This is a genomic window from Nocardioides sp. FY1077 (assembly GCF_058681775.1).
Genome location: NZ_JBZWDB010000001.1, coordinates 534,269 through 551,724, shown reverse-complemented (window position 1 = coordinate 551,724; position 17,456 = coordinate 534,269). Strand labels below are relative to the sequence as shown.

Genomic DNA, 17,456 nt, shown 5'->3' with positions numbered 1-17,456 from the left:
ATGATCCCACCGCTCTCAGCGGGCGGCGCGGCCCGCGGCGCGCAGCACGTCGAGGTCGAGCAGCAGCACGTCGACGCGCGGCTCGCCGAGCGTGCCGAGCACGCGTCCCGAGGTGTGCTCCGCGACCAGCGCCCGCACGACGTCCTCGCCCAGGCCCGTGGCCGCGGCCACCCGCGGCACCTGCAGGGCGGCGTACTCGGGCGAGATGTGCGGGTCGAGCCCGGAGGCCGAGGCGGTGACCGCGTCGGGCGGCACCTGCGCGGGCGGCACGCCCTCCCGCTCGGCGACCTCCGCCCGGCGCTCCTCGATCGCGTCGACCAGGTCGGGGTTGCCCGGACCGAGGTTGGAGCCGGAGGTGGCGAGCAGGTCGTAGCCGTCACCGGCCGCCGAGGGACGCGGCAGGAACAGGTCGTCGGAGTCGACCACCTGTCCGACCAGCGCCGACCCGACGGCGTCGTCGCGGTCGGTGGTGCGCCCGCCCTCGGCGTCGACGAGCGAGCCGGAGGCCTGCCAGGGCAGGGCGAGGGCCGCGACGCCGGTGACCAGCAGGGGGTAGAGCAGGCCGGTGACCACGGTCAGCAGCAGCAGCACGCGCAGCCCGGCGAACGAGAAGCGGGCGAGGGCGTAGAGGTCTTTCACGGGTCCTTCTTCCTCAGAGACCGGGGACGAGCGAGACGACGAGGTCGAGCAGCTTGATGCCGACGAACGGCGCGACCAGGCCGCCGACGCCGTAGAGCAGCAGGTTGCGCCGCAGCAGGTCGGTGGCCGACGACGGCCGGTAGCCGACGCCGCGCAGCGCCAGCGGGATCAGCGCGACGATGACCAGCGCGTTGAACACGACCGCCGAGACGATCGCCGACTCGGGGCTGCTGAGCCGCATCACGTTGAGCACGTCGAGCTGCGGGAAGGCCACCACGAACATGGCCGGCAGGATGGCGAAGTACTTGGCGACGTCGTTGGCCACCGAGAACGTCGTGAGCGCCCCGCGGGTGATCAGCAGCTGCTTGCCGATCTCCACGACGTCGATGAGCTTGGTGGGGTCGGAGTCGAGGTCGACCATGTTGCCGGCCTCCTTGGCCGCGGTCGTGCCGGTGTTCATCGCCACGCCGACGTCGGCCTGGGCCAGCGCCGGGGCGTCGTTGGTGCCGTCGCCGCACATCGCGACCATCCGCCCGCCCTCCTGCTCGGAGCGGATGAGCGCGAGCTTGTCCTCGGGGGTGGCCTCGGCCAGGAAGTCGTCGACGCCGGCCTCGGCGGCGATGGCCTGCGCGGTGAGCCGGTTGTCGCCGGTGACCATGACGGTGCGGATGCCCATCGCGCGCAGCTGGTCGAAGCGCTCGCGCATGCCCTCCTTCACCACGTCCTTGAGGTGGACGACGCCGAGCAGGCGGGCCGGCCCGCCGCCGCGGCGCTCGGCCACCACCAGCGGCGTGCCGCCGCCGGCCGCCACGTCGTGCACCAGCGCGTCGAGGCGCGGGTCGGAGCCGCCGGCCCACGCCGCCACCGACGCCGCGGCGCCCTTGCGCACCTCGAGGTCGTCGACGTCGAGGCCGCTCATCCGGGTCGTGGCGGAGAACTCCACGAACCGTGCCCCCGCCGGCACCGGCTCGGCGCCGCCGACCAGCGCGACGATGCTGCGGCCCTCGGGCGTCTCGTCGGCCAGCGACGACAGCAGCGCGGCGCGGGCCAGCTCGTCGGCGTCGACACCGGGCAGGGCGAGCAGCTCGACGGCCCGGCGGTTGCCGTAGGTGATCGTGCCGGTCTTGTCGAGCAGCAGGACGTCGACGTCGCCGGCGGCCTCGACCGCACGGCCCGACATCGCCAGCACGTTGCGCCGCACGAGCCGGTCCATCCCGGCGATGCCGATGGCCGAGAGCAGCGCGCCGATCGTGGTGGGGATCAGGCAGACCAGCAGCGCCGTCAGCACGATCGCCGACTGGTGGGCGCCGCTGTGGTCGGCGATCGGGTAGAGCGTGGCGCAGACGACCAGGAACACCGCCGTCAGCGAGGTGAGCAGGACGTTGAGCGCCCGCTCGTTGGGGGTGCGCTGACGCTCCGAGCCCTCGACCAGCGCGATCATCCGGTCGACGAACGACTGCCCGGGGTCGGAGGTGATGCGGACGACCACGCGGTCGGAGAGCACCACGGTGCCGCCGGTGACCGCGCACCGGTCGCCACCCGACTCGCGGATGACCGGGGCCGACTCGCCGGTCACCGCCGACTCGTCGACCGAGGCCACGCCCTCCACGACGTCGCCGTCGCCGGGGATCCGCTGGCCGGCCTCCACCACCACGAGGTCGCCGGCGCGCAGGTCGGTGCTGAGGACCTCCTCCTCGCCGCCGGCGGGGGTGCACCGCCGGGCGGTGGTCTCGGTCTGCAGGGCTCGCAGGCTGGCGGCCTGCGCCTTGCCGCGGCCCTCGGCCACCGACTCCGCCAGGGTGCCGAACAGCACGGTGAGCCACAGCCACACGGTGACCATCACCGCGAGGGTGGTGGGGTCGAGCACGGCCATCACGGTGGTGGCCGCCGCGCCGACCTCCACGACCAGCAGCACGGGGGTGCGCAGCAGGGCGCGGGGGTCGAGCTTGGCGAGGGCCCCGGGCAGGGCCTCCAGGATCTGCTGGGTGTTCACGACAGGGACTCCACGATCGGGCCGAGGGCGAGCACGGGCACGTAGGTCAGGCCCACGAGCACCAGCGCGACGCCGGAGAGGAGGACCACGAAGAGCGGTCGGTGGGTGGGCAGCGTGCCGGCGCTCGGCGGCGACTGCCGCTGGGCGGAGAACAGCCCGGCGAGCGCGAGCACCAGGAGCATCGGCAGGAAGCGGCCGGCCAGCATCAGCAGGCCGAGCAGGGTGTTCCAGAACGGCGTGCCGGTGGTGAGCCCGGCGAACGCGCTGCCGTTGTTGTTGGCCGCCGAGGTGACGGCGTACAGGACCTCGCTCAGGCCGTGCGGCCCGCTCTCCTGCAGGCCGGCGAGCCCGGCCGACGAGGTCAGCGCCGCGGTGGCACCGAGGAGCACCAGCACCGGGGTGGTCAGCACGTAGAGCGCCACCAGCACGATCTCGCGCTGGCCGATCTTCTTGCCGAGGTACTCCGGGGTGCGCCCGACCATCAGCCCGCACAGGAACACCGTCACCACGGCCAGCACCAACATGCCGTACAGGCCGGAGCCGACGCCGCCGGGGGCGACCTCGCCGAGCATCATGTTGAACATCGCGATGCCACCGCCCGGGGCGGTGAAGGAGTCGTGCATCGCGTTGACCGCGCCGGTCGACGTGCCGGTGGTGACGGCCCCGAAGAGCGCGGAGCCGGCGGTGCCGAAGCGCACCTCCTTGCCCTCCAGCGCCCCGCCCGCGGCGGCCGGGGCCAGGCCCGGGCCCGCCATCTCGGCCCAGGTGAGCAGCGCCACCGACACCCCGAGCAGCAGCGCCATCACGGCGAGCACGGCGGCGCCCTGGCGGCGATCGCGCACGATCGACCCGAAGGCCCACGCCATCGCGAACGGCACCAGCAGCATCAGGAAGACCTCGAGCAGGTTGCTCAACGGCGTGGGGTTCTCGAACGGGTGGGCGGAGTTGACGTTGTAGAACCCGCCGCCGTTGGTGCCGAGCTCCTTGATCGCCTCCTGGCTGGCCACCGGCCCGCCGGTCAGCTGCTGGGTGCCGCCGGTGAGCGTCTCGACCGGCGACGTGCCGGTGAGGTTCTGCACGACGCCGGTGGCGACCAGCAGCAGGGCCGCGACCAGCGCGATCGGAAGCAGCACCCGCACGACGGTGCGCACGAGGTCGGCCCAGAAGCTGCCGACCCGGCCGGCGCCCTGCGAGCGGGCCAGCGAGCGGGCGAGGGCGGCGGCCACCGACATGCCGACCCCGGCGGAGACGAAGTTCTGCACCGTGAGCCCCGACATCTGCACGAGGTGGCCGACGGCGACCTCGCCGGAGTACCACTGCCAGTTGGTGTTGGTCACGAACGACACCGCGGTGTTCCAGGCACCGTCGCTGGGCAGGGGTGCCGTCCCGCCGGCCAGCGGCAGGTGCTGCTGGAGGCGGCCGAGGGCGAACAGGGCCAGCACCCCGACCAGCGAGAAGCCGAGCACCGAGAGGGCGTAGGTGCGCCAGTGCTGGTCGGCGTCGGGGTCGACGCGCAGCAGGCGGTACGTCGCGCGCTCGACGCGCAGGTGGCGCGGGGAGGTGTAGAGGTGGGCGAGGTGGCGCCCCAGCAGCGGCACGGCGACCACGAGGGCCACCACCAGCAGGGCGACCTGGCCGAGGGCGGGCAGGACCTCGCTCACCGGTCGAGCCGCCGGTCGAGGAGGCCCACCAGGAGGGCGCAGGCGGCGAAGAACGCCAGGGTCGTCAGCAGGTACAGGACATCGGGCACCGCCCCATCACAGACCCGCGCGGAGCGGCGTACGACGCTCCTTGACGCTTCCTTGACAGCGCCCCGGCCGTTCTTGACGCCGCTCGTGCGCGCCCGGGTCGGGCGCGGGCGTCAGCGGGGGACGCGGACGAGCAGGCGGCCGTGGATGCACTCCATGCGCAGCTCGCAGCCCGACCCGATGGAGTCGCCGTCGAGCTGGCGGGGGGTCTCGGTGGCGGCGCGGACGACGACGCTGCGACCGGTCATCCGGTTGACCAGCTCGTCGGTGTGCTTGCGCTTGAGCAGCACCCGCCAGGCCAGCGGGAACCAGGAGACGACGTTGCGCGGGTGGAGGATGACCACGTCGAGGGAGCCGTCGTCGATGGAGGCGTCGGGCAGCAGCGGCATGCCGGCCTGCAGGAAGCCGACGTTGCCGACGACCACGGTGCGGGCGCGGTGGGTGGTGGGCTCGCCGCCGTCGACGGAGATCTCCACCTTCACCGCGGGGAACATCAGCGACTTCAGCCCCGACAGCACGTAGGCCAACCAGCCGACGCGCTTCTTGATGTCCTCGTTGACGCCCTCCATGATCGCGGCGTCGAAGCCCATGCCGGCCATCACCATGAAGTGGGTGTCGTCGATGCCGTCGCCGCTGACCGCCACCATGTCGATGGCGCGGTCCTGGCCGGTGAGGGCGACGTCGATGGCGGCGCGGAGGTAGAGCGGGATGGCCAGGTTGCGGGCCAGCAGGTTGCCGGTGCCGGCGGGGATGATGCCGATCGGGACGCCGGTGCCGGCGAGCTCGGCGCACACCTCCCGCACGGTGCCGTCGCCGCCGCAGACCACGACGAGGTCGGCGCCGGCCACCGCGGCGGCCTCGGCCATCCCGGTGCCGGGGTCCTCGACGGTGGTCAGGTGCCACCGTGGGTCTGACCAGCCGGCCTCGCGGGCCATCGCGGTCACCGTGGCCTGGAACGCCTCCACGCTCTCCACCTTGATGGGGTTGAGCACGACGTGCAGGCGCTTCCTCGACTGGTAGACCTCCGGCAGCGGCTCCGCGCCGATCGCGTGGGTGCGCGGCAGCGGGCTGTAGAGGCCGAGCACCAGCAGCGCGACGCCCAGCCCGAGCAGCACGCCCGCGACGACGTCGCTGGTGTAGTGGCGACCCAGCAGCACCCGGTCGGCGCAGACCAGCAGCACCAGCACGGCGGTGACGACGTGGACGAGACGGCGCACACCGGCGCGGCGCACCAGCATCACCACCAGGACCACGACGACGGCGCCGAGCGCCGTGCCGGACGAGGCGTGCCCCGAGGGGAAGGCGTTGCTGTCGAGGAGGTCCTCGGGGTTCTGCCACGGCGGCCGGGAGCGCCCGACGGTGATCTTGAGGACGGTCGTGGCCACGGCGGTCAGCGCCATCACCACGACGGTGTAGACCGCGGCGCGGCGGTGGCCCCGGGAGAGCACCAGGGCCGCCAGCGCGACGGTCAGCACGGTCATGCCGACGGTGCCGAAGACCGCCTCGACGAGCCGGAGCACGCCGCGCAGCCAGGACAGGTCGTCGGCCCAGCTGCCGAGCGGCTCGCCGCGGTCGTCGAGGCCGTCGAGCGGGCCCCAGGCCTGCGTGACGGCGACGGCGAGGAGCGCGAAGAGGGCGAAGCACGCGCCCGCCCAGCCGAGGAGGACGAGGCGGGGGCGGTCGAGCACCCGCTCAGTATGACGACGCCCGCCCGGAACTCGGGTGAGCGGGCGCCGGCACGGCCGATAGCCTGGGGCCATGACCCACCTGACCCGCCCCGACCACGGGGTCGCCCGGTGATCGACCCCCGCGTCCTGCGTGACGACCCCGACCGTGTGCGGGCCGCCCAGGCCAAGCGCGGCCTGTCGGCCGACGTGGTCGACACCGCCCTGGCGGCCGACGGCGCCCGGCGGGCGGCCATCGCCGACTTCGAGGCCAAGCGCGCCGAGCAGAAGCAGCTGGGCAAGCTGATCCCGCGTGCCCAGGGCGAGGAGAAGCAGGCCCTGCTCACGCAGACCAAGGCCCTGGCCGCCGAGGTGAAGGCCGCCGAGGCGGCCCAGGCCACGGCCGAGGCGGCGTGGCAGGAGGCCGTGCTGGCCATCCCCAACCTCGCCCACGAGCAGGTGCCGGCCGGCGGCGAGGACGACTTCGTCGTGCTCGAGACCGTCGGCACCCCCCGCGACTTCGCCGCCGAGGGCTTCGCCCCGCGCGACCACGTCGAGCTCGGCCGGATGCTCGGGGCCATCGACCTCGACCGCGGCGCCAAGGTGTCGGGCTCGCGCTTCTACTTCCTCACCGGCGTCGGCGCCGAGCTCGAGTTCGCCCTGGTCAACCTGGCCAACGCCACCGCGCGCGAGCACGGCTTCACCCAGGTGATCGCCCCGTCGATGGTCAAGCCGCGCGCCATGGAGGGCACCGGCTTCCTCGGCCAGGCCGCCGACGACGTCTACCGCATCGAGGGCCAGGACATGTACCTCGTCGGCACCTCCGAGGTGCCGATGGCGGCGTACCACTCCGACGAGATCCTCGACGGCGACGCGCTGCCGCTGCGCTACGCGGCGTTCAGCCCGTGCTTCCGCAAGGAGGCCGGCTCCCACGGCAAGGACACCAAGGGCATCATCCGGGTGCACTGGTTCGACAAGGTCGAGATGTTCGTCTACACCACGCTCGAGGACGCCGAGGCCGAGCACCAGCGGCTGCTGGCCATCGAGAAGGCGTTCCTCGACAAGCTCGAGCTGGCCTACCAGGTGATCGACACCGCGGCCGGCGACCTCGGGCTCTCGGCGCAGCGCAAGTTCGACTGCGAGGCGTGGATCCCCACCCAGGGCAAGTACCGCGAGCTCACCTCCACCTCGAACTGCACCGACTTCCAGACCCGTCGCCTCGACACCCGCGCGCGCTACGCCGCGGACGCCGGCAGCGGCGGCAGCGGCAGCGAGGTCGGCCCGGTCGCCACGCTCAACGGCACGCTCTGCGCGATCCCGCGCGCGATCGTGGCGGTGCTGGAGACCCACCAGCAGGCCGACGGCTCCGTGCGGGTGCCGGCGGCGCTGCAGCCGTGGCTGGGCCGCGAGGTCATCGAGCCCCTGCAGCCCGCGACGGCGGGGTCGGCGCGTGGCTGAGCGGGTGGTCGAGCCGACCGAGGGCGCAGCTGAGGCGCCCGAGGCGCCCACGGCGCCGGAGACGCCCGGCGCGCCCGGCGCTGACTGGCGCCCGCGGCTGGTGGCGCTCGACATCGACGGCACGCTGCTGCGCTGGGTGGAGGGCGGCGGCGCGGCCCACGAGGTGCTGGAGCCGGCGGTGGCCGACGCCGTGCGCGCGGCCCGCGCGGGCGGCGCCCACGTCGTCCTGGCCAGCGGGCGCAGCCCGCACAGCATGACGCCGGTGGCCGACCAGCTCGGGCTCGGCACCGAGGACGAGCCGGTGTGGGTCGTGGCCTCCAACGGTGCGGTGGTCTTCCGCTACCCGCCGCTGCAGGTGGTGCGCGAGGAGACCTTCGACGCACGCGAGGCGGTGGCCGCTGTGCTCGCCGAGCATCCCGACGCGCTGGTGGCGGTGGAGGAGCGCGGCATCGGCTACCGGCTCAACAAGCCGTTCCCCGACGGTGAGCTCACCGGCGAGATGATCCTCACCGAGGTCGACGACATCGTCGCCGAGCCCGTGAGCCGCGTGATCATCCGCGACCCCTCGGCCACCGCCGACGACTTCGTGGCGCTCGCCGCGCGGCTGGGCCTGCACGGCACCGACTACGTCGTCGGCTGGACCGCCTGGCTCGACCTCGCCGCCGCCGGGGTGTCCAAGGCCTCCGGGCTCGACCACGTGGCCGCTGAGCTCGGGGTCACCGCCGCCGACGCGCTGGCCATCGGCGACGGGCGCAACGACCTCGAGATGCTCGCCTGGGCGCGCCGCGGCGTCGCGATGGGCCAGGCCGTGCAGGTCGTGCTCGACGCCGCCGACCACGTCACCGGCACCGTCGACGAGGACGGCGCGGCCACCGAGCTGCGCCGCTGGTTCCCCGAGCCGCCCGCGTGAGCGGAGCGCCGCTGCCCGCGGTGGTCACCACCGAGCGCCTGGCGCTGCCGCTGTGGTCGGCCGACGTGGTCGCCGACGTCCGGGCCGGGCGCCGGCGTCCCGAGTGGCACGCCGACTTCCCCCGCCGCGACGACGCCGACGCCGCGACGCTGTGGACCGAGGGCGACCCCTGGGGCCCGCGCAGCATCGTGCGCGGGCACACCGTGCTCGGCTCGATCGGATTCTTCGGCCCGCCCGCCCCGGCCCCGGCGCCGGCCGACGACACCCCCGAGGCCGAGGTGGGCTACGGCCTGGTCGAGCAGGCGCGCGGCTGGGGGTTCGCCACCGAGGCGCTGCAGGGGCTGCTCACCCACACCGACGCCGCCGGCGTGCGGGTGCGCGCCGCCGTGCGCCCCGACAACCGCGCCAGCGTGCGGGTGCTGGCGAAGTCGGGGTTCACCTCGCTGCGCGGGTCGGACGAGGAGGGCCAGCTCGTGATGGCCCGGCCGCTGCCGGTGCGCCCGTGAGCGGCGGCGCGCCCCGGCTGCCGCGACTGGTCGCGACCGACCTCGACGGCACCCTCGTCGGCACCGACGGCACGGTGTCGCCGCGCACCGTGGAGGTGCTGGCCGCGGTCGAGGAGCGCGGGGTGCCGGTGGTGTTCGTGACCGGGCGCCCGCTGCGCTGGGCCGCGGAGGTCTTCGACCACGTCGGCGACCACGGGCTGGCCATCGTCTCCAACGGCGCGCTGATCTGGGACGTCGCCGCCGGCGAGCCCCGCCTGGAGCGCCCGATCGCGCCGGCGCTGGGCCTCGAGGTGTGCCGCGACCTGCGCGCGGCCCTGCCCGGCACCGCCTTCGCCGTCGAGGACCTCGACGGCATCTCCCTCGAGCCGGAGTTCACCGAGCGCTTCCCGGTGCCGGAGGCGAGCCGCCGCGGGTCGGTGGAGGAGCTGTTCGACCGCCCCGCCCTCAAGCTGCTGGCGCGCCACGAGGAGCTCGACGCCCAGGAGTTCTGGGACCGCGCGGAGGTCGCCAGCGGGGGTCGGCTCACCATCACCTGGTCGTCGAGCAGCGCGCTGCTGGAGATCAGCGGCCCGCGGGTGACCAAGGCCTCGACCCTGGCGCTGCTGTGCGCCGACCTCGGGATCGACGCCGCCGACGTGATCGCCTTCGGCGACATGCCCAACGACCTGCCGATGCTCACCTGGGCCGGCACGTCGTACGCCATGGCGGACGCCCACCCCACCGTCACCGAGGTCGCCGACCACGTCGCGCCGGGCCACGACGACGACGGCGTCGCCCGGGTGCTGGCTGGTGTCTTCGGGCTGTGATCTGGTCTCATGGGCGCGTGCTCGCCCCCCGACGACTGCCGGTCCGCCCCGGCGCAGTCGCCCTGGCGGCCCTGCTGGCCCTGGTGGCGGCGCTGGTGACGGTGGGCCTCGGCGCGCTGCTGGGCCCGGCCACGGCCGGTGCCCGCACGGTCGCGCCGGTGTGCCCGGACGCCGACCTCGCCGCGCAGGTGCGCCAGGCCGACGCCGTGTTCACCGGCGTCGTCACCGACACCACCAGCTCGCAGCTCGAGGGCGGCAACGGCACCGAGATCCTGCACGCCGTGGAGGTCGAGCTGGTCTACAAGGGCAAGGACCGGGTGACCACCGCCACCGTGCAGGTCCGCAGCCAGCGCGGCTCCGGCCAGGGCTGCGACCTGGGCGCGCTCGACGTCGACGAGGAGTACGTCTTCCTGGTCGCCGCCGACGGCGGCTCGTGGTTCGCCAGCGGCACCGGCGGCACCGCCACGGCCAGCACCTCCCTGGTCGAGCGCCTCGACCGTCTCGTCATCGCCTCGCCCAGCCCGCCGGTGGACCCCGAGCCCGAGGAGGCCGCCTTCGAGCCCCTCGGCCTCGACGAGCCGGCCACCCTCGCCCGCGCCGCCGCGCCGGGCGCCGCGCTGGTGATCGTGGGGCTGCTCGGCCTGGTCGCCGTGCGTCGCCTGGAGCACCGCTGACCGACGCGCCCGGCTGGCCCGGCTGGCCCGGGGGCTGGTGGGGGGCGCTGCTGGGCGCCGGGCTCGGCCTGCTCGCGGTGTGGGTGGTGCTGGTCGTGGGGCTGCTGGTGCTCGGACGTCGTGACGCCCGCCGCCTCGACCTGCGGGCCGCGCTGCGGCTGCTGCCCGACGTCCTGCGCCTGCTGCGGGCGCTGGCCGCCGACCCCGCGCTGCCCCGCGGGGTGCGGGTGCGGCTGGTGCTGCTGCTGGCCTACCTGGCGATGCCGCTCGACCTGGTGCCCGACGTGGTGCCGGTGGTCGGCTGGGCCGACGACGTGGTCGTGGTCGCCCTGGTGCTGCGCTCCGTCGTACGCCGCGCCGGGCCCGACGCCCTCGACCGGCACTGGTCCGGCACCCCCGACGGCCTCCGCGTCGTCCGTCGCCTCGCCGGCCTCCCCGCGCCCATCCCACCGCTGTAACGCGGTGTCCACCGCGCTGGTGCGGCGTCGCAGCACCGCAGCGGATCGGCGCCACCGCACCAGTCGAGGGAACCGGCCGGGCGCCCACCCCGTCGGAGCGGGTACGCCGGGCACCCGCCGGCCGCCGCCGTCCGCAGGAGGACCCGATGTCGCGCACCACCCTCGCCGCGCTGGGCGTGCTGGCCGCCACGGCGATCGCCGTCCCGCTGCCGGCCGGCCCCGCCCACGCGTCGTGCGCGGCGCCGTCGCTGCAGGTGGGCGGGGCGGCGCCCACGATGCCGGTGATCGAGCGGGGACGTGGGGTCACGGTGACCGGCACGGCGTTCGTCGACGGGTGTGACGACACCGGGGGAGGGACGGTCGGCCCCGGCCTGGGTTGCGACGGCGACGTCGAGGAGGGCGGCGAGGAGGTCGGCGAGGTGGAGACCCCGCTCACCGACGTCGTGCTGGAGCTGCGTCGCGGCTCCAGGTCGTGGCAGCTCGGCACCGCCGACGCCGGCCTCGCCGGGGACGACGGGCAGGGACAGGTGCGCTGGGACGTCGACCTGCCGCCCGACGTCGGCCCGGGCCGCGCCCGCCTCGTCGCCACCTGGACCACTCCCGGCGGCGCCACCGGGGCCTCCGAGCCGCTCCCGGCGCGCGTCGCCGGCGGCCGGCTGTAACGCGCACTTACCTCCTCTGCTGCCCCGTCACGACGGGGCAGCAGAGGAGGTAACCCCGCGTTACAGCAGCGACGTGGTGGCGGAAGGGGCTAGAGGTACATGCCCCCCGACCCGCCGGACGACGGGTCGGTGGGAGCGGCGCCGGGCACGGGTCCGGGCTGGCCGGGCAGGCCGCCCTGGCCGGGGGCACCCTGGGCGCCGGGGCCGGCAGGCAGCCCGCGTCGCATCTGCTCGAACTGGGCGCGCGCCTGCATCTGCTGGGCGTAGATCGCGGTCTGGATGCCGTGGAAGAGGCCCTCCAGCCAGCCGACGAGCTGGGCCTGGGCGATGCGCAGCTCGCCCTCCGAGGGCGTGCCCTCCTCGGTGAAGGGGAGCGCGAGACGGTCGAGCTCCTCGACGAGCTCGGGGGCGAGGCCCTGCTCGAGCTCGGCGATCGAGGCGCGGTGGATGTCCTTGAGGCGGTTGCGGCTGGCCTCGTCGAGCGGCGCGGCCTTCACCTCCTCGAGCAGCTGGCGGATCATGCTGCCGATCCGCATGACTTTCGCCGGCTGCTCGACGAGGTCGGTGACGTTGCGCTCGCCGTCCCCGTCGCCGTCGCTGCCGTCGCTGTCCCCGCCCAGCGCGGAGACCGGGACGGTGCCCATCGGCTGGCCGTCGGGCCCGACGACCACGACCTGCTGCTCCTGCTCGGACGCGCCGTCCTGGTGCTCGCTCATGCCTCCCACCCTAGGCACCCGGGGGCTGCGGCACACGCCGAGGTGACCGGCCCCACCCGCCGTGGACCTCAGGTCGTGAGCAGGATCTTGCCGGTGTGGGCGCCGGAGGTCATCAGCTCGTGGGCGGCCACGACGTCGTCGAGCGGCATCGTGCCGTGCACGACCGGGCGCACCGACCCGTCGGCCACCAGCGGCCACACGTGCTCGACGACCTCGGCGCAGATCGCGGTCTTGGCGGCCACCGACCGCGAGCGCAGCGACGTGGCGGCGACGGTGCCGCGCTTGGCGAGCAGCCGGCCGAGGTCGAGCTCGCCCTTGCTGCCGCCCTGCATGCCGATCACCACCAGCGTGCCCTCGAGCGCGAGGGCGTCGACGTTGCGCCCGAGGTACTTCGCGCCCATGTTGTCGAGCAAGACGTCGACGCCAGCGCCGCCGGTGGCCTCGCGCACGACCGCGACGAAGTCGTCGTCGTGGTAGTCGACGGCGACGTCGGCGCCCAGGGAGCGGCAGAAGTCGAGCTTCTCCGACGTGCCCGCGGTGGTGAAGACCCGCGCGCCGCGGGCGTGGGCCAGCTGGATGGCGAACGAGCCGATGCCGCCGGCCCCGCCGTGCACGAGGAAGGCCTGCCCGGCCTCGAGCCCCGCGACCTGGAAGACGTTGGACCACACGGTGGCCGCCACCTCGGGAAGGGCGGCCGCGGTGACCAGGTCGACGCCCGCCGGCACCGGCAGCAGCTGTCCCGCGGGCACCGCGACCCGGGTGGCGTAGCCGCCGCCGGCCAGCAGGGCGCACACCTCGTCGCCGACGGCCCAGCCCTCGACCCCCTCGCCGAGGGCCGCCACGACACCGGAGCACTCCATGCCGATGACGTCGGAGGCGCCCGGCGGCGGCGGGTAGAAGCCCTGGCGCTGCAGCAGGTCGGCCCGGTTGAGCCCGGCGGCGACGACCTCGAGCACCACCTCCCCGGGGCCGGGCTCCGGGTCGGGCAGCTCGGTGACGGACAGGACCTCGGGACCACCGGTCCCCTGGGCGACGACGGCACGCATGGTCCCGACCCTAGGCCGCCCGTCCAGCGCCCGGCGTACGCCGGTCAGGGCTGCTGCGGCTCGGCGAGGTCGCGCAGGTCGGCCCAGGTGTCGACGTCGCGGTGCTCGCGACCGCGGGCCGCCACCGCGGCGAGGTCGAGCCGGCCGAGGAGGTGCTTCATCGCCATGCCGTGCTGCGCCTCGTGGTCGGGGCGCACGGCGTCGAGCCGGTCGGTGCGCAGCACCAGCGCGAGCTGGTGGCGCCCGTCGGGACCGACCAGCCGGGCGCCGTCGGGGCCGCCATGGCCGCCATGGCCGTCGGGGCCGAGGGCGTCGCGCAGCCGCCGGAAGGTGCCGGCGTCGACCAGCGGCATGTCGACGGCGAGCACGCCGAGCAGGCGCGGACGACGCAGCAGCGCGTCGCGGCCGGTGAGCAGCGCCGCCACCGGCCCGCCGAGGCGCGGCGACTCCCGGCAGAACGTGACCGGCCGCTCGGTCGGCACCGGGTCTCCCGCCACGACCACCTCGTCGGCGTCGACGAGCGCGTCGAGGGCGTGGTCGAGCAGGGTGCGCCCGTCGTGCTCGACGCCGGCCTTGTCGACCCCGCCGAGCCGGACGGCCGCGCCACCGGCCAGCACGACGGCGCAGAAGGCGGCCGGGTCGGGGTCGCGCCGCGGGTCGCTCACGCCCGCAGTCTCCCACCGCGGCGCGCGGGCTGGCAGGCTCAGGGCCATGATCAGGGCCATGACGAGCACCGGCGACCCGACCTGGACCACCCTGCGGGTCGCGCTGGTGCAGGAGGCCGCGGCGCTGGAGCCCGCCGCCAACCGCGCCCGGCTGGCGGGGCTGGTGCCGGGCGGGCACGACCTGGTCGTGCTGCCGGAGGCGTTCGCCCGCGACTTCGGCGAGGCCGGCTCCGACGTCAGCGCCTACGCCGAGGCCGCCGACGGGCCGTTCGCCACCGAGGTGGCGCGGGTGGCGACGTCGGCGGGCACCACGGTGGTGGCGGGAATGTTCGAGACCGGCCCCGACCCCGTCCGGCCCTGGAACACGCTGGTGGTCCGCGGGGCAGCGCAGGCCGACTACCGCAAGATCCACCTCTACGACTCCTTCGGCCACCGCGAGTCCGACCGCCTCAGCCCCGGCGCCACCACCCCGGTGGTGGTCGACCTCGGCGGCGTGCCGGTGGGTCTGCTGACCTGCTACGACCTGCGCTTCCCCGAGCTCGCCCGCGCGCTCGTCGACGCCGGGGCGCAGGTGCTGGTGGTGCCGGCGGCGTGGGTCGCCGGGCCCCGCAAGGTCGACCACTGGCGCACCCTGCTGCGCGCCCGCGCGATCGAGAACACCGTGTACGTCGTCGCCGCGGGCCAGCCCGCGCCCCGCTACACCGGCCACTCCCTGGTGGTCGACCCGATGGGCGACGTGGTGGCCGAGGCCGGCGACGGCGCCGAGCTGGTCACCGCCGAGCTGCGCGGCGACGTGGTGGCCGGGGCCCGTCGTACCAACCCGTCGCTGGCCAACCGTCGTCTGTAACCTCTCCGGTCGTGCCCACCGACCGCCCCCGCCCCCGCTCGCGCGCGCTCGCCGCGCTGCCGCTGGCGCTGTGGTGGCTCGTGGTGGTGGTCGGGCTCGCCGCGCTCGTGGCCGCGACGGTGCCGGTCGGCCCGCTCGGCGCACGGCTGCAGTCGGGCATCGGCTCGGTCGCGGTGGTCAGCGCCTACGCGTGGGCCCTGTCGGTGCGCACCGGCGGGCGGCCCGTGGTGTTCGGGGGGCTCGCGCTCGCGCTGGGCGTGACCGTGCTGGTGGTCGACGAGGACTGGCTGCGCACGGGCGCGGCCGTGCTGACCTGCGCGGTGGCGTCGGTGCTGGGGGTGATGGTCACCGTCCCGGCGCGCCGCATCGCGCACGCCGCCCGCGAGGTGGTGGTGGCGCTGCTGGTCGCCGTCGGTGGCGCCCTGGCCATGCTCGGCTTCGAGCCCGCGATCACGCAGGTGCGCTTCGAGTACACGGTGCTCGCGCTGTCGGTGGTCGGCGCATTCGTGCTGGTGCACCGCCTCGGCGCCGGGCTCCACGGGCTCGGCCGGCGCGGTCTGGTCGGCGTGGTGGTCGGCGGCCTGCTGCTGGCGGTGACGCTGGCCTACGCCGAGCTGCTGCGCCGCTACGGCCCCGGCGGGGTGGTCGACGGCTCGCTGGACGGCGTGCGCTGGACCCGCGAGAACCTGGGCGCCTTCCCGCGCCCGATCGAGGCCCTGCTCGGCGTGCCGGCCCTGGCGTGGGGCTGCCACATGCGCGCCCGGCGCCGTCAGGGCTGGTGGATCTGCGCCTTCGGCGTGGCCGCGACGGCCCCGGTGACCACCGCGCTGATGAACCCGACGACCTCGCTGGTGGAGGCCGGGCTGTCGGTCGGGTACGGCGCGCTCGTCGGGCTGGTCATCGGCGTGGTCGTGATCCGGGTCGACCTCGCGCTCACCGGCCCCCGCGGCTCGCGCGCCCGTCGCGCCGAGGAGCTCGCGGCGGTGCGCCCGGAGCCGTCGCGCACCCGCCCGCTCCTCTGAGGCCGGCGGCTGCGCACCGCGGGTGGAGGCCGCGTGGCGTCCCGCGTGCCGGCGTACGCGTCGGTAACGGCTAGGTTCGCGGTGTGGCTCGTGAACAGGTGACGGAGATCCTCGCCGAGATGGTGGCCAACGTGCTGTCCATCGCCGTGGCGCCCGGCGAGCGGGTGGAGACCGGCGACACCGTGGTGCTGCTGGAGTCGATGAAGATGGAGATCCCGGTGATCGCCGAGCGCGCCGGCGAGGTCACCAAGGTGGCGGTGAGCCCGGGCGACGTCGTCCAGGAGGGCGACCTGCTCGTCGCGCTGCGCCTCGGCTGACCCCGTCTGCGCCCTGACGGGGTGCTGCTGGCAGAGGGGGCGGGATTCGAACCCGCGGTAGGTCTCCCTACGACCGCTTTCAAGGCGGTTCCGATCGGCCGCTCCGGCACCCCTCCGTGCCGCGCCCGGCCCCGGCCGGCAGGCCCGGGGGGTGCGACCCGCGCAGTCTACGAGCACCGGGCGCGTGGGACGATCGAGGCATGGCCCCGCCCCTGCCCACCCCGCACGACTACCGGATGGACCCGGCGATGTCCGCGCGCTTCGTGGGCGCGGCGCTGGTGGTGCTGGCGGTGGTGATGTTCGCGGCCACCGCGCTGGTCGCGCTGGCCGGGCTGTCGGGCGACCTGCTGTTCGTGCCGCTGGTGCTCGGCGTCGTCGGGGTGCTGGCGCTGGGCTGGTGGCTGCGCTCGCGCGCCTACGTCCTGCGCGCCGAGGACGACGGCTACCGCGTGCGGCTCGTGCGCGGAGCCGGTGTCACGGCCGCGGCCTGGCGCGACGTGGAGAGCGCCGCGACGTCGTCGCCGCGCGGCATCCCGTGCCTGGTGCTGCACCTGCGGGGCGGCGGCACCACCACGATCCCGGTGCAGGCGCTCGCCGTCGACCGCGAGCAGTTCGTGCGGGAGATGCAGCAGCGCCTCGACCGCGGCCGGGGCCTGCGCCGTCTCGACGAGCGCGACCGCCCCGCGGGCTGACCCCGCCCGCTGACCCCCGCACTGACTCCCGCGCCGACCGGCGTGCGTCGCCCGGTCTCGACCTGATTGGTCCCCCGAGCGCGCCTGCTTGTAGCCTGTGCTCGCTGCACGGGGAGGCGTCGCATAGTGGCCTAGTGCGCCCGCCTGCTAAGCGGGTTGAGGGTTGAACCCTCTCGCGGGTTCAAATCCCGCCGCCTCCGCCAGCCACGACCCCCGCGCGAGTCCTCGCCCGGGGGTCGTGCGGCTCGTGGCCCCGCTGTCCAGGCCGGGCCGACTGCGTGTCTGTGCAATGCGAGTTTCTGAGCCAGCTCGAGCGCGTGCGCGAGGCTCGGCCGGGGCGAGGATGGGACCACGGGCCGATCCGAACCGTGGGCCCCTGAGGACAAGGACTCCGCCATGAAGCTCGCCCGCAAGCTCGCCGTCACCCTCGCCGCCACCGCCCTGAGCGTCGGTCTCGTCGGCCTCACCTCCGCCCCGGCCCAGGCCGACACCAGCTGGGGCTGCGGCGGCTGCTCCGCCCCGCGCTGAGGCGCACCCCTCGCGGCGCAGGTCGCCGCGACCCCCTTGTGAGACGGGGACCCGACGGACGCCGACTTGTCCGGTCCCAGTGCCGGCCCACGGCCCGTCTCTCCC

At 75.3% G+C, this 17,456-nt stretch carries 19 protein-coding genes and 2 tRNA genes; 13 read left to right on the top strand and 8 right to left on the bottom strand.

Annotation, left to right across the window (positions count from 1 at the left end; all coding sequences use genetic code 11):
- Nucleotides 1-15 precede the first annotated feature (15 nt).
- The 4 genes from kdpC to AC4OR8_RS02600 form a co-directional block, all read right to left on the bottom strand.
- A complete protein-coding gene (kdpC, locus tag AC4OR8_RS02615) occupies nucleotides 16-639 on the bottom strand; it encodes a potassium-transporting ATPase subunit KdpC (protein ID WP_492164013.1) in 624 nt (207 codons plus the stop codon).
- 13 nt (nucleotides 640-652) lie between these two features.
- On the bottom strand, nucleotides 653-2,632 hold the full coding sequence (gene kdpB / locus AC4OR8_RS02610) for a potassium-transporting ATPase subunit KdpB (RefSeq protein WP_492164012.1): 1,980 nt from the start codon (nucleotides 2,630-2,632) through the stop codon (nucleotides 653-655).
- Nucleotides 2,629-4,293 (bottom strand): potassium-transporting ATPase subunit KdpA, encoded by a 1,665-nt coding sequence (gene kdpA, locus AC4OR8_RS02605; protein WP_492164011.1) that lies wholly within the window; start codon nucleotides 4,291-4,293, stop codon nucleotides 2,629-2,631. The genes kdpB and kdpA overlap by 4 nt, the downstream gene beginning before the upstream one ends.
- A gap of 200 nt (nucleotides 4,294-4,493) precedes the next feature.
- The gene (locus AC4OR8_RS02600) at nucleotides 4,494-6,068 is read right to left on the bottom strand and encodes a bifunctional phosphatase PAP2/diacylglycerol kinase family protein (RefSeq protein ID WP_492164010.1); all 1,575 of its coding nucleotides are present in this window, start codon (nucleotides 6,066-6,068) and stop codon (nucleotides 4,494-4,496) included.
- 108 nt (nucleotides 6,069-6,176) lie between these two features.
- Here AC4OR8_RS02600 and serS point away from each other — a divergent pair, with 108 nt between their 5' ends.
- From serS to AC4OR8_RS02565, 7 genes are all read left to right on the top strand, one after another.
- Complete coding sequence (serS, locus tag AC4OR8_RS02595) at nucleotides 6,177-7,502, top strand: serine--tRNA ligase (RefSeq protein WP_492164009.1); 1,326 nt, start codon at nucleotides 6,177-6,179, stop codon at nucleotides 7,500-7,502.
- The gene (locus tag AC4OR8_RS02590; RefSeq protein ID WP_492164008.1) at nucleotides 7,495-8,412 is read left to right on the top strand and encodes an HAD family hydrolase; all 918 of its coding nucleotides are present in this window, start codon (nucleotides 7,495-7,497) and stop codon (nucleotides 8,410-8,412) included. The genes serS and AC4OR8_RS02590 overlap by 8 nt, the downstream gene beginning before the upstream one ends.
- Nucleotides 8,409-8,918, top strand: coding sequence for a GNAT family N-acetyltransferase (locus tag AC4OR8_RS02585; RefSeq protein ID WP_492164007.1), 510 nt, complete (start codon nucleotides 8,409-8,411; stop codon nucleotides 8,916-8,918). Before AC4OR8_RS02590 ends, AC4OR8_RS02585 begins: the two co-directional genes overlap by 4 nt.
- Nucleotides 8,915-9,724 (top strand): Cof-type HAD-IIB family hydrolase, encoded by an 810-nt coding sequence (locus tag AC4OR8_RS02580; RefSeq protein WP_492164006.1) that lies wholly within the window; start codon nucleotides 8,915-8,917, stop codon nucleotides 9,722-9,724. The genes AC4OR8_RS02585 and AC4OR8_RS02580 overlap by 4 nt, the downstream gene beginning before the upstream one ends.
- Nucleotides 9,725-9,741: 17 nt before the next feature.
- Nucleotides 9,742-10,398 carry a hypothetical protein gene (locus AC4OR8_RS02575; protein WP_492164005.1) on the top strand — a complete coding sequence of 219 codons (657 nt, stop codon included), beginning with the start codon at nucleotides 9,742-9,744 and terminating at the stop codon, nucleotides 10,396-10,398.
- 77 nt (nucleotides 10,399-10,475) lie between these two features.
- Entirely contained in the window at nucleotides 10,476-10,856 is a 381-nt protein-coding gene (locus AC4OR8_RS02570; RefSeq protein WP_492164004.1) for a DUF1232 domain-containing protein, read from the top strand.
- A gap of 146 nt (nucleotides 10,857-11,002) precedes the next feature.
- On the top strand, nucleotides 11,003-11,518 hold the full coding sequence (locus tag AC4OR8_RS02565; protein ID WP_492164003.1) for a hypothetical protein: 516 nt from the start codon (nucleotides 11,003-11,005) through the stop codon (nucleotides 11,516-11,518).
- Between the two features lie 89 nt (nucleotides 11,519-11,607).
- Here AC4OR8_RS02565 and AC4OR8_RS02560 read toward each other — a convergent pair whose 3' ends face one another.
- The 3 genes from AC4OR8_RS02560 to mobA form a co-directional block, all read right to left on the bottom strand.
- Nucleotides 11,608-12,234, bottom strand: coding sequence for a bacterial proteasome activator family protein (locus tag AC4OR8_RS02560; RefSeq protein ID WP_492164002.1), 627 nt, complete (start codon nucleotides 12,232-12,234; stop codon nucleotides 11,608-11,610).
- Nucleotides 12,235-12,302: 68 nt separating this feature from the next.
- Complete coding sequence (locus AC4OR8_RS02555; protein WP_492164001.1) at nucleotides 12,303-13,280, bottom strand: NAD(P)H-quinone oxidoreductase; 978 nt, start codon at nucleotides 13,278-13,280, stop codon at nucleotides 12,303-12,305.
- Between the two features lie 44 nt (nucleotides 13,281-13,324).
- Nucleotides 13,325-13,945, bottom strand: coding sequence for a molybdenum cofactor guanylyltransferase (mobA, locus tag AC4OR8_RS02550; RefSeq protein ID WP_492164000.1), 621 nt, complete (start codon nucleotides 13,943-13,945; stop codon nucleotides 13,325-13,327).
- Between the two features lie 58 nt (nucleotides 13,946-14,003).
- Here mobA and AC4OR8_RS02545 point away from each other — a divergent pair, with 58 nt between their 5' ends.
- The 3 genes from AC4OR8_RS02545 to AC4OR8_RS02535 all read left to right on the top strand — a co-directional run bounded on the left by AC4OR8_RS02545 (nucleotide 14,004) and on the right by AC4OR8_RS02535 (nucleotide 16,131).
- Nucleotides 14,004-14,792, top strand: coding sequence for a carbon-nitrogen hydrolase family protein (locus AC4OR8_RS02545; RefSeq protein WP_492163999.1), 789 nt, complete (start codon nucleotides 14,004-14,006; stop codon nucleotides 14,790-14,792).
- 11 nt (nucleotides 14,793-14,803) lie between these two features.
- Nucleotides 14,804-15,814 (top strand): hypothetical protein, encoded by a 1,011-nt coding sequence (locus AC4OR8_RS02540; RefSeq protein ID WP_492163998.1) that lies wholly within the window; start codon nucleotides 14,804-14,806, stop codon nucleotides 15,812-15,814.
- A gap of 83 nt (nucleotides 15,815-15,897) precedes the next feature.
- Nucleotides 15,898-16,131, top strand: a complete 234-nt coding sequence (locus AC4OR8_RS02535; RefSeq protein WP_492163997.1) for a biotin/lipoyl-binding carrier protein — start codon at nucleotides 15,898-15,900, stop codon at nucleotides 16,129-16,131.
- 28 nt (nucleotides 16,132-16,159) lie between these two features.
- On the opposite strand, the gene AC4OR8_RS02530 is transcribed toward AC4OR8_RS02535, so the two are convergent.
- A tRNA-Ser gene (locus AC4OR8_RS02530) sits at nucleotides 16,160-16,247 on the bottom strand.
- A gap of 84 nt (nucleotides 16,248-16,331) precedes the next feature.
- Between AC4OR8_RS02530 and AC4OR8_RS02525 the strand changes: the two genes are divergently transcribed.
- The 3 genes from AC4OR8_RS02525 (at nucleotide 16,332) to AC4OR8_RS02515 (ending at nucleotide 17,351) form a co-directional block, all read left to right on the top strand.
- Nucleotides 16,332-16,823, top strand: a complete 492-nt coding sequence (locus AC4OR8_RS02525; RefSeq protein WP_492163996.1) for a hypothetical protein — start codon at nucleotides 16,332-16,334, stop codon at nucleotides 16,821-16,823.
- A gap of 112 nt (nucleotides 16,824-16,935) precedes the next feature.
- Nucleotides 16,936-17,026 (top strand) — tRNA-Ser (locus AC4OR8_RS02520).
- A 193-nt stretch (nucleotides 17,027-17,219) separates the two neighbouring features.
- Nucleotides 17,220-17,351: a hypothetical protein gene (locus AC4OR8_RS02515; RefSeq protein WP_492163995.1), complete on the top strand. Its 132-nt coding sequence runs from the start codon at nucleotides 17,220-17,222 to the stop codon at nucleotides 17,349-17,351.
- Nucleotides 17,352-17,456: the final 105 nt, after the last annotated feature.